Source organism: Priestia aryabhattai B8W22 (genome assembly GCF_000956595.1).
In the GTDB taxonomy this organism is placed as follows: domain Bacteria; phylum Bacillota; class Bacilli; order Bacillales; family Bacillaceae_H; genus Priestia; species Priestia aryabhattai.
The window spans coordinates 93733-105434 of the sequence record NZ_JYOO01000002.1 but is presented as its reverse complement, the minus strand read 5'-3'; the positions used below and the strand labels follow the sequence as shown (position 1 = coordinate 105434).

The window sequence follows — 11702 nt, the reverse complement described above, 5'->3', positions numbered from 1 at the left end:
ATATGGAGGAAGAGTGATGTCTATACGTGCGGATAATCGGCACTTGTATTTACAAGTGATTGATAAAATTAAACAAAATATAGAAAAAGGAATTTTTAAAGAAAAGGAAAGACTCCCTTCAGAGTTTGATTTATCAAAGCAGCTAGGGGTCAGCCGCGCAACGCTACGTGAGGCACTTCGCATATTAGAAGAAGAGAATATTATTGTTCGCAGACACGGAGTGGGAACATTTGTCAACACGAAGCCTACTTTTTTGTCGGGGATTGAGCAATTAAATAGTATAACACATATGATTGAACAAGCCGGTATGAAGGCCGGAACAATCTTCTTATCTTCTCAAATACAAGAGTTGTCTGAAAATGATTTAACACGTTTTGCTTGCGGAGAAGACGAACAGATTTTATTTGTTGAACGGGTGAGAACGGCAAACGGAGAGCCGGTTGTATATTGCATGGACAAGGTTCCTCAAAAAATATTGCCTGAAAATTTCGAATATAAACAGGAGTCTTTACTAGAAATTCTTGAAAAACAAGCAGGAAAGCACATTTCATACGCCGTGGCAAACATTGAGCCTCTAGGCTATCATGAAAAAGTTTCGCCTATTTTACAATGCGAGCCAGAAACCGCTTTGCTTGTGCTGAAACAAATGCATTATGACCAGTATGATGAACCCATTTTATATTCCATCAATTATTTTAAAGCAGATCAATTTAGTTTCCAAGTACTGCGTAAACGCGTCTAGTTTTTTTATGGTTAAATGTCAGAAAATTTACAACTATTTAACATTGTCCTTTTAAGGAGGTGTCAAATGTAGGTCACAAGGACGAAATAGAAAATTGGCTTTATACTTTTAAAACTATTCAGGGGGTTAAAACATGTTAAAACGTAAAACGGGACTTGCATTATCACTAGTATTAGCGGCAGGAACACTTTTAAGCGCGTGTAGCTCAGATGACGCAGATAAGAGCGGCGGAGATAAAAAAGCAGCGGATTTTAAAGTGGGAATGGTAACAGATACGGGCGGGGTAGATGATAAATCGTTTAACCAATCTGCTTGGGAAGGTCTAACAAAGTTTGGGAAAGACAACGGACTTGATGAAGGGACTGGATATAAATATTTGCAGTCTACAAAAGCATCTGAATACGAGAGCAACCTTTCCAAATTTGCTGAGAGTGGCTACAACTTGACGTATGGAATTGGCTTTTTGTTAAAAGAAGATATTAAAAAAGCAGCAAAGCAGTATCCAGATGCTGACTTTGCATTGGTAGACGATACGCTAAAGTCAGCAAAATTAGATAACGTGGCGAGCATTCTATTTAAAGAAGAGCAGGGCTCTTTCTTAGTAGGTGTAGTGGCAGCGAAACAAACGAAAACGAACAAAATCGGCTTTATCGGAGGCGTTGAATCGCCATTAATTAAGAAGTTTGAAAACGGATTTAAAGCAGGTGTTAAATCTGTAAACCCAGATGCTGAAGTTATCTCTCAATACGCGGAAAGTTTTAACTCTCCAGAAAAAGGCTCAGCTATCGCTTCTACCATTTACAGCAAAGGCGCTGATATTATTTATCAAGCGGCTGGCGGTACTGGAAACGGCGTATTTACAGAAGCTAAAAATCGTTCAAAAGGCGGTAAAGACAAAAAAGTTTGGGTAATTGGAGTTGACCGCGATCAGCATGAAGAAGGTATGCCTGAAAACGTAACGTTAACTTCGATGGTTAAACGCGTTGACTTGGCTGTAGAAGATGTTGCAAAAAAAGCAATGGACGACAAATTCCCAGGTGGTAAAGAAGTTGTGTTTGGCTTAAAAGAAGACGGAGTGGGAATTGCTCCATCACAAGATAATGTAAGCAAAGATGCGTTAAAAGCAGTTGATGAGTATAAGCAAAAAATTCTAGACGGTGACATTACAGTGCCTCAAACGGATAAAGAATTTAAAGAGTTTGAAAAAACGCTTAAAAAATAAGCTGATATCTGTTAAGCAATGATTATATGAGGATAAAAGGCTAGTGAAAACTAGCCTTTTTCATAGCCAAAAAACGGAAGACAGAATCCTGTAGCAGGCAGGAATAGGGAGTGAAAGCAGTGGAATATGTTATTGAAATGCTAGATATTCGCAAAGAGTTTCCCGGTATTGTCGCTAATGACAATATTACACTCCAAGTGAAAAAGGGAGAAATTCATGCTTTGTTAGGAGAAAATGGTGCAGGTAAGTCAACGCTGATGAACGTTTTATTTGGGCTTTATCAGCCTGAAAAAGGGCAGATTCGTGTAAACGGCCAAGAAGTCAAAATCACGGACCCTAACGTAGCGAATGACTTAGGGATTGGGATGGTTCATCAGCATTTTATGCTTGTTCAAAACTTTACAGTCACAGAAAATATTATTCTTGGGAACGAACCGACGCGAACGGGGAAAATCAATATTAAAAAAGCAGCTCAAGATATTCAAGAGCTTTCAAATCAATATGGACTATCGGTAGATCCATATGCGAAGATTCAAGATATCTCAGTTGGCATGCAACAGCGAGTGGAAATTTTAAAGACGCTTTACAGAGGAGCCGACATTCTTATTTTTGATGAACCTACTGCCGCCTTAACACCTCAGGAAATTACGGAATTAATTCAAATTATGAAAAAATTAATTCAAGAAGGAAAGTCGATTATTTTAATTACGCATAAATTAAAAGAAATTATGTCAGTGTGTGACCGCTGTACAATTATCCGAAAAGGCGTGGGAGTTGGCACGGTAAACGTAAAAGAGACGAACCCTGATGAACTTGCTGCTTTAATGGTAGGGAGAGAAGTTCATTTTAAAACTGAAAAGAAAACAGCGACTCCAAGAGAAGCTGTGTTAACAATAAAAGAATTAGTAGTAGAAGACAGCCGAGGAGTAGAGGCTGTAAGTTCACTTGATCTAAGCGTTCGGGCAGGCGAAATTGTAGGCATCGCGGGTGTTGATGGGAATGGTCAAACAGAGCTGATTGAGGCAATTACGGGTCTGAGAAAAATAAAGTCGGGCTCGATCACATTAAAAAATCAAGAACTGTCTACGTTATCCACTCGTAAAATTACGGAGTCTGGAGTAGGACATATTCCGCAGGATCGCCATAAGCACGGACTGGTATTAGATTATACAATTGGTGAAAATATCGGTCTTCAAACGTATTATCAAAAGCCAATGTCTAAATCAGGTATTTTGAATTACAAAGAGCTGTATAAAAAAGCAAAAGAACTAATTGCAGAATATGATGTACGAACGCCTAGTGAATATACGCAAGCGCGATCGCTATCGGGCGGAAATCAGCAAAAAGCCATTATTGCCCGTGAAGTAGACCGCAGTCCGGAACTATTAATTGCAGCTCAGCCAACGAGGGGACTGGACGTAGGAGCTATTGAATTTATTCATAAGAAACTGATTGAAGAACGAGATAAAGGACGGGCAGTGCTGCTCGTTTCGCTAGAACTAGATGAAGTGATGAATCTAAGCGATCGCATTGCGGTTATTTATGAAGGGGAAATAGTCGACATTGTAGATCCAAAAGAAACGAATGAACAAGAGTTAGGTTTATTAATGGCAGGCGGTACGCGTGAGAAAGCGGGTGGAACAGCATGAATAAACTTGTGAAAAATGAACGTGTAATGATGATTTTGATCCCTGTTGTATCGGCCATATTAGGACTCATTGCCGGAGCGGTTATTATGTTACTAGGCGGCTATGATCCAATGCTTGGCTATCAATCTCTTTTTGACGGGATGTTTGGAACGCCAAAAGCCATTGGAGAAACGATTCGTGCCATGACTCCTCTTGCTCTGGCTGGTATTGCGGTTGCGTTTGCTTATAAAACCGGTCTCTTTAACATTGGAGTAGAAGGCCAGCTTTTAGTTGGATGGTTGGCTTCCGTATGGGTTGGGTATGCGTTTGATTTACCAGCAGTCATTCATATTCCTTTAGCTGTATTAGCAGCAGCTGCAGCTGGAGCAGTTTGGGCGTTTATTCCAGGATTTTTAAAAGCAAAATTTCATGTTCATGAAGTAATTGTTTCCATTATGATGAACTATATTGCTCTTTATACAACGAGCAGCTTAATCCGTACGTATTTATATGCGGGTAATGAAAAATCGTATGATATTAAAGAATCGGCATCTTTAGCATCAAGCTTTCTAGCACAGTTAACCAATAACTCCCGCCTTCATTACGGTATTCTTATTACCATCGCTGCAGCCGTCGTAATGTGGTTTATTTTGAATAAAACAGCTAAGGGCTTCGAGCTAAGAGCTGTTGGTTTTAATCAGCATGCTTCACAGTATGCAGGAATGAATGTAGGCCGAAATATTGTGTTATCCATGGCGATTTCAGGCGCTTTTGCCGGGCTTGCCGGGGCAATGGAAGGGCTTGGAACATTTCAGTATATGGGCACATTCACTGCGTTTACAGGTACGGGGTTTGACGGTATCGCCGTAGCCCTTTTAGGAGCTAACAGCGCAATTGGAATTTTATTAGCTTCATTCTTTTTCGGAGGATTGCAAACTGCGGCTCCTCAAATGAACTTTATGACAGGCGTACCGTCGGAATTAATTCAAATTGTCATTGCGCTTATTATCTTTTTTGTTGCATCTAGTTATTTAATTCGCTGGGTGCTTGGCCGTGCAGGCAAGGGGGGAGCAAAATGAACTTCTTAGAGGTGTTAGCCATTATTATTCCAGCGGCGCTTTATTCAGCTGCACCGCTTATCTTTACCGCGCTCGGAGGGATATTTAGTGAACGTTCCGGGGTCGTGAACATCGGGTTAGAAGGGCTGATGATGTTTGGCGCGTTCACAGGTATTGTTTCAACCCTTTTACTTCAGGATTCATTAGGTGCTTGGGCCCCGTGGGTAGCGATAGTAATTGCGGCTGTTGTTTGCGCTGTGTTCTCGCTGATTCATGCTGTTGCAAGTATTACATTAAAAGCAGATCAAACTGTAAGTGGTGTAGCGCTGAATTTTCTAGCTGCGGGTCTTTCGATCTTTTTAATCAAAAAGATTTTTGGGAAAGGACAAACAGATTTTATCCAATTCCGTATCGATAAAGTAAGTATTCCAGGTCTATCAGACATTCTAGTAATCGGTAAAATTCTATTTTCGAATGTTCCTATTACGTCTTATATTGCAATTGCGCTAGCTTTTGCTGTATGGTACATCATTTATAAAACGCCGTTTGGTCTCCGTCTTCGTTCAGTTGGTGAACACCCAATGGCAGCAGACACGATGGGGATCAAAGTTGTGAGAATGCGTTACGTTGGCGTTATGATTTCCGGCATGTTCGCTGGAATCGGCGGAGCGGTGTATGCTACGTCTATCGCTACAAACTTTGCAGCGGGAACGATTGCTGGACAAGGGTTCCTTGCTATTGCAGCTATGATTTTTGGGAAGTGGCATCCTATTGGTGCTTTAGGTGCAGCCATGTTTTTCGGATTAGCACAGTCTTTGAGTATCACGGGAGCTCAGATTCCGGTTATTCAAGATATCCCATCCGTTCTTTTAACCATTGCACCGTACGTATTAACAATCTTAGCGCTTACTGGTTTTGTAGGACGTGCTGAGGCTCCTAAAGCGCTGGGCGTTCCTTATGAAAAAGGCCGCCGCTAATAAATCCTCTATACGAGGTCTAACAATGACTAAAGTTGGATAAATATAGAAGGTGGAGACAAAGAAATCATATTCTTTTCTCCGCCTTTTTTTCATTGAGAGAAAGAATATGAAAAGAAATGAGGAAGCGCGCGGCAAGTTACTTGAAAATGTTTCCTTGAATTCGATATAGTGGTTATAAGACTAAAATTAGCGTTAAAGATTCAAAATAGAAGTATTGTCTAGTTAATACATCAAAATTTAAAAGGAGGTTTATATATGAAATTATTGACTGAACAAAAACATGAACTAGAAGGATTGACTGTTCATACCATTCAAACAGCTAAGTACAAAACAAACACGTTCATTTTAAAACTAAATGCCCCTTTAGATAAGAAAACGGTGACAATGCGTGCCCTTTTACCTTATGTGCTTCAAAGCGCTACCGAGTCGCTGCCGTCTACGACAAAGCTTCGTACATATTTAGATGAGCTTTATGGTGCTACTTTACAAGTAGACTTAACAAAAAAAGGTGATAACCACGATATTACGATTCGCATTGATATAGCGAATGAAAAATATTTGAAAGATTCAACTCCGCTTTTGCAAAAAGCGTTAGCTCTTCTTGGCGATATTTTATTAAAGCCAGCAGTTGAAGGGGACTCTTTTTTAACAGATATTATGACAAAAGAAAAGCGTTCGCTTCGTCAGCGAATTCAAGCCGTATTTGATGATAAAATGCGCTATGCTAATTTAAGACTAGTTGAAGAAATGTGTAAGGAAGAACCGTACTCTTTACATGTAAACGGTCAAATTGACGACGTGGAAGAAATTACAGGTGAAAGTTTGTACGCCTATTATCAGCAGGTGTTAAAAGAAGATGCCATTCACCTTTATGCTATTGGCGATTTGCAAGTCGAAGAGGTTTTACAAACAGTAAAAGAAACATTTACTTTACCAAAGCGCCAGCAAAAAGACATTGAAGATTCTATCACGTCTAAAGAGATCTCAAACGTAAATGAAGTGGTGGAAAAACAAGAAGTAAAACAAGGGAAATTAAATATTGGCTATCGTACAAACGTTGTATACGGAGATAGACAGTATTTTGCTCTTCAAGTATTCAATGGGATATTCGGAGGGTTCTCACATTCCAAGCTATTTATCAATGTGCGTGAAAAAGCGAGCTTAGCTTACTATGCTGCTTCGAGAGTAGAGAGTCATAAAGGATTACTAATGGTCATGTCGGGTATTGATGCAAAAAATTACGACCAAGCTGTTACGATTATTAAAGAACAAATGCAGGAAATGAAACAAGGATCGTTTACAGACAGCGAAATTGCTCAAACGAAAGCCGTTATTCACAACCAGCTGCTTGAAACGGTGGATACTCCACGAGGACTAGTAGAGGTTATGTATCATAATGAATTAACGGGCAAAGATATTTCAATTGACGAATACTTAAAGCATATTGATGCGGTATCTAAGCAGGAAATTATTAAAGTGGCTGAGAAAATTGAAATGGATACAATTTATTTCTTAACAGGAACGGGCGGTGAAGAAAATGGAGAAAATTGAATTTTCGCAGCTTCAAGAACAGCTGTATCATGAAAAAATGGATAACGGGCTGCAGGTATACATTTTGCCAAAACCGGAGTTTAACAAAACGTTTGCCACTTTTACAACAAACTACGGATCGATTGACAATCAATTTGTACCACTAAATGAAAATGAAATGACAAAAGTTCCGGATGGAATTGCCCACTTTTTAGAGCATAAATTATTTGAAAAAGAAGACGGAGATGTCTTTCAGCAGTTTAGTAAACAAGGTGCTTCGGCCAATGCATTTACTTCTTTTACCCGCACGGCTTACTTATTCAGCTGTACATCTAACTTTGAAGAAAATCTTGAAACATTAGTGGACTTTGTACAAGAGCCGTACTTCTCAGAAAAAACGGTAGAAAAAGAAAAAGGCATTATCGGTCAAGAAATTACAATGTATGACGACAATCCGGACTGGCGCTTGTATTTTGGTACTATTCAAAATATGTACAAAAACCATCCTGTTAAAATTGATATTGCCGGCACGATCGAATCGATTTCACATATTAATAAAGATTTACTGTACACATGCTATGAAACGTTCTACCATCCGAGCAACATGCTGTTGTTCATTGTAGGTCCTGTTGATGCGGAAGAAGTAATGAAGCAAGTTCGAGACAATCAGCAGAAAAAAGATTATAAAGAAATCTCTGACATACAGCGTCATTTTGACGAAGAGCCTGAAACGGTGGATCAAGAAAAACAAGTATTAAAAATGCCGGTGCAGTCTTCGAAATGTATGGTGGGGCTAAAAGCGAAAAATCCGCAGCGTTCAGGCGGAGAAATGCTTAAATACGAGTTAGCAATGAATATTATTTTAGATTACGCGTTTGGAAAAAGCTCTTCGTACTATGAGGAGTTGTATGCAGACGGGCTTATTGATGAAACGTTTGCGTATGATTATACGGAGGAAAGAGGATTTGGTTTTGCTCTTATCGGAGGAGATACGGATCAACCGGAACAGCTGTATGATCGAGTTAAACAAATTTTACTTGAAATGAAAACAAAATCACTAACAGAAGAGGAACTTGAGCGTATTCGTAAAAAGAAAATCGGCGGATTTTTACGTTCATTAAACTCACCTGAGTTTATCGCTAATCAGTTTACACGCTATGCGTTTAATGATATGAATTTATTTGATATTGTTGAAACGCTGGAAAAACTGAAGGTGAACGAAATAAAAGATGTGCTAAACGAGATTATTGACGAAAAGAACTTTACGGTTTGTGAAGTAGTACCTAAATAAAGATGATTGTTGCCAAAAAAGCTGATGTTCATCAGCTTTTTTGCATGTAAAGGAGAGAAGGCTATGGAGAAATTTGCCCTTGTGACAGGTGCAAGCGGAGGAATTGGCACAGCGATTGCTAAAAAATTGGCTGAGGATGGATATTCGCTTATCTTGCATTACCATCAGCGAAGAGACAAAATAGAGGCGCTTGCACATGAGCTAGCTGAAAAGGTGAAAACTGTGTTTACAGTACAAGCGGATTTATCATGTAAAGAGGGAGTGGAGAAGTTTTTAAAGGAGATTATTGTTCCGGTAGAAGTTATTATTCATAACAGCGGACGAAGCGTTAGCGGGTTAATGACAGATACTCCGGCAAATGAAACCGAAGAAATGATCTATCTTCACATCACGGCTCCCTTTGTTATTACAAAAGCTTTGCTGCCTAAAATGATTAGTGCTAAAAGTGGGGAAATCATCATGATTTCTTCCATTTGGGGACTTACAGGAGCTTCATTTGAAGTCCTTTATTCTATGGTAAAAGGTGCACAAAATACGTTTGTAAAAGCTTTGGCAAAAGAGGTTGCATTAAGTGGAATTCGAGTCAATGGAGTTGCGCCCGGAGCGATTGAAACGGATATGATGGCCAGCTATTCAAAAGAAGAGGTTAAAGAGCTGGCTGAAGAGATCCCTTTAGGAAGAATAGGAAATCCAAAAGAAGTGGCAGATGCGGTTTCATATTTAATATCTTCACGTGCTTCGTATATAACGGGACAAATATTATCGGTTAATGGCGGTTGGTACATATAAAGTGTGCATAAAATTAAAAACAAGGTACAAACTATGATATGAATAAACCTTAAGGAGGGCTACTCATGTCAGTATTAGAAAACTGGGATAGCTGGAAAGATTTTTTAGGCGACCGTTTACATCATGCACAAAACGAAGGAATGCAAGAAGAAGTTATTCATGATCTTGCTTATCAAATTGGTGGATATTTAGCAAACCAAGTTGATGCAAAAAATGATCAAGAGCGAATTTTAGCAGACCTTTGGAGCGTTGCTTCTAAAGAAGAGCAGCATGCGATTGCGAGCAGCATGGTGAAATTAGTTCAAAATAACGGATCAGTAAAATAAGTTATCGTTTCTAAAAAGGAGCTAATTCACCGCGTGTGAAAGCTCCTTTTTTCTTAGAATTAAATAGTACAAATAAATAAGCGCTTACATACATAACAAATGTAGAACTACTTGCCTTTAGGGTTTATAATATAATGGAAATCATTTATAGTTAAACTAGGTGAAAAAAAGGGGGCACCTCTCGAAGGCCAGCCAAGAAATGGGAGGGGTTTGATGGAGAAAATTGAGTGGTATTTAGAATATCAAATACAAAAAAATCGTCCGGGTCTTTTAGGTGATATTTCATCGCTTCTTGGAATGTTGTCAATTAATATTGTCACAATTAATGGAGTAGATGATATTCGCCGTGGATTATTGCTGCGCTGTGATTCACATGAGCAAATAGACAGGCTTGAATCTATTTTGAAAACAATGGATAATATCATTGTGACAAAAATGAGACCGCCTAAATTGCGTGATAAGTTAGCAGTGCGCCACGGTCGCTACATTCAGCGTGACGCAGATGATAAAAAGACGTTCCGTTTCGTAAGAGATGAATTAGGTTTGCTCGTAGATTTTATGGCGGAACTGTTTAAACAAGACGGTCATAAGCTTATCGGCATTCGAGGTATGCCGCGAGTAGGCAAGACCGAATCCATTGTAGCAGCTAGCGTATGTGCGAACAAAAGGTGGCTTTTTGTGTCTTCTACACTCTTAAAACAAACGATTCGCAGTCAGCTTATTGCTGACGAATACAACGCTGATAATATTTTTATCATTGACGGGATTGTATCGACAAAACGAGCGAATGAAAAACACTGGCAGCTTGTTCGAGAAGTAATGAATGTACCCGCGACAAAAATTGTGGAGCATCCGGATGTATTTGTACAAAATACCGAGTATTCGTTAGATGATTTTGCCTACATTATTGAAATAAGAAACGACCCCAATGAGAAAATTACATATGAAATAATGGAAGGTCCTCAAATGTTTCAAGACGGTGGATTATCGATGTTTGATTTTTAGCATAATTGGTAGGTGTTAGCATTGACAGAGTTAGGACAAAGGTTAAGACAAGAACGAGAAAGCAAAGGATTGTCGTTAGAGGATTTACAAAAACTAACGAAAATTCAAAAACGCTATTTACTGGGCATTGAAGAAGGCAATTATGAGGTTATGCCGGGGAAATTTTACGTACGAGCGTTTATTAAGCAATACTGCGAAGCAATTGGGTTGGACACAGATGCTATTTTTGAAGAATACAAATCAGACATTCCTTCAACTCAAACAGAAGACATGCCGCAGCAGCTTTCGCGCGTTCGCAGCCGCAAAGAAATTCCTCAGCATACAAAAGGAGTTTCAAAAGCATATGACTACCTTCCAACTGTTCTAGTGGTGGCGGGAGTTGTAGTTGTTGGGATTATTATTTGGGTAATCGCTCAAAATATCGTCTCGGATAAAAACAAGGAGCAGGCTAACCAAGAGGCTCCAAACAGCGAAGTTCAGCAGTCTAACACGCAGGAAGAAACGAATGAAACTACTGCAAAAAATGACAATAGCACGTCAGAAGATGACCAAAGCGCTGCTGATAAGAAAGAAAAAGAAAAAGCTGAAAAAGAAAAAGACCGCAAAAGAAAAAGCTGAGAAAGAAAAAGCTGAAAAAGAAAAGAAAGACAGCGGTAAACAAGAATACAAGGAAGTTCAAAAAACAGGCAGAAGTGCTACGTATGCTCTTTCCGGTACGGATGCATTTAATCTAGAAGTAACATCCACTCAAGCAGATACTTGGTTAGATGTGAAAAACGGAAAAGGAAATGCTTTCTTTAGCTCCATTCTAAAAAAAGGTGAAACAAAAGAATTTGATTTGACGAAAGAAACGGAAGCTCGTGTCAACATCGGTTATTCACCTGGAGTAGAGCTAAAAGTAAATGGAAAAGCGGTTGACTTGCCGTTTGATTCATCCAAGCAAGTTCGACAAGTTGTAACGATTCAATATCAGCCGGCAGAAGCACAGTAAACAGCCTGTTTTAAAAAGTGGTCAGGGTGTAAATAAAGATAATATGTGAATTAAACACTCATTCACGCTATAATAAAACCAAAGCCGTGCAAACAACTTCGTTTGCACGCTTTCAGTTTGTAACAGTAATTGGAGGCAGA

Annotated in this window: 12 protein-coding genes; all 12 read left to right on the top strand. The window is 39.2% G+C overall.

Annotated features, from left to right (window positions below; all coding sequences use genetic code 11):
* The first annotated feature begins 16 nt into the window (after positions 1–16).
* Positions 17–742, top strand: a complete 726-nt coding sequence (locus N178_RS01870; protein WP_028411389.1) for a GntR family transcriptional regulator — start codon at positions 17–19, stop codon at positions 740–742.
* A gap of 133 nt (positions 743–875) precedes the next feature.
* The gene (locus N178_RS01865) at positions 876–1964 is read left to right on the top strand and encodes a BMP family lipoprotein (RefSeq protein ID WP_045290067.1); all 1089 of its coding nucleotides are present in this window, start codon (positions 876–878) and stop codon (positions 1962–1964) included.
* Positions 1965–2083: 119 nt separating this feature from the next.
* Entirely contained in the window at positions 2084–3613 is a 1530-nt protein-coding gene (locus N178_RS01860) for an ABC transporter ATP-binding protein (protein WP_045290065.1), read from the top strand.
* Positions 3610–4671 (top strand): ABC transporter permease, encoded by a 1062-nt coding sequence (locus N178_RS01855; protein WP_014458483.1) that lies wholly within the window; start codon positions 3610–3612, stop codon positions 4669–4671. The genes N178_RS01860 and N178_RS01855 overlap by 4 nt, the downstream gene beginning before the upstream one ends.
* On the top strand, positions 4668–5627 hold the full coding sequence (locus N178_RS01850; protein WP_045290063.1) for an ABC transporter permease: 960 nt from the start codon (positions 4668–4670) through the stop codon (positions 5625–5627). Before N178_RS01855 ends, N178_RS01850 begins: the two co-directional genes overlap by 4 nt.
* Positions 5628–5885: 258 nt before the next feature.
* Entirely contained in the window at positions 5886–7181 is a 1296-nt protein-coding gene (gene yfmF, locus N178_RS01845) for an EF-P 5-aminopentanol modification-associated protein YfmF (protein ID WP_045290062.1), read from the top strand.
* Positions 7168–8451 (top strand): EF-P 5-aminopentanol modification-associated protein YfmH, encoded by a 1284-nt coding sequence (gene yfmH / locus N178_RS01840; RefSeq protein WP_045290060.1) that lies wholly within the window; start codon positions 7168–7170, stop codon positions 8449–8451. The genes yfmF and yfmH overlap by 14 nt, the downstream gene beginning before the upstream one ends.
* 63 nt (positions 8452–8514) lie before the next feature.
* Complete coding sequence (ymfI, locus tag N178_RS01835) at positions 8515–9240, top strand: elongation factor P 5-aminopentanone reductase (protein ID WP_045290058.1); 726 nt, start codon at positions 8515–8517, stop codon at positions 9238–9240.
* A gap of 65 nt (positions 9241–9305) precedes the next feature.
* On the top strand, positions 9306–9566 hold the full coding sequence (locus tag N178_RS01830) for a DUF3243 domain-containing protein (protein ID WP_013058809.1): 261 nt from the start codon (positions 9306–9308) through the stop codon (positions 9564–9566).
* Between the two features lie 213 nt (positions 9567–9779).
* Complete coding sequence (locus tag N178_RS01825) at positions 9780–10571, top strand: DUF3388 domain-containing protein (protein WP_013058808.1); 792 nt, start codon at positions 9780–9782, stop codon at positions 10569–10571.
* Positions 10572–10592: 21 nt separating this feature from the next.
* Entirely contained in the window at positions 10593–11189 is a 597-nt protein-coding gene (locus N178_RS27365; protein WP_237758376.1) for a helix-turn-helix domain-containing protein, read from the top strand.
* A complete protein-coding gene (locus tag N178_RS27360; RefSeq protein ID WP_237758375.1) occupies positions 11116–11562 on the top strand; it encodes a DUF4115 domain-containing protein in 447 nt (148 codons plus the stop codon). The genes N178_RS27365 and N178_RS27360 overlap by 74 nt, the downstream gene beginning before the upstream one ends.
* The last annotated feature ends 140 nt before the right edge of the window (positions 11563–11702 follow it).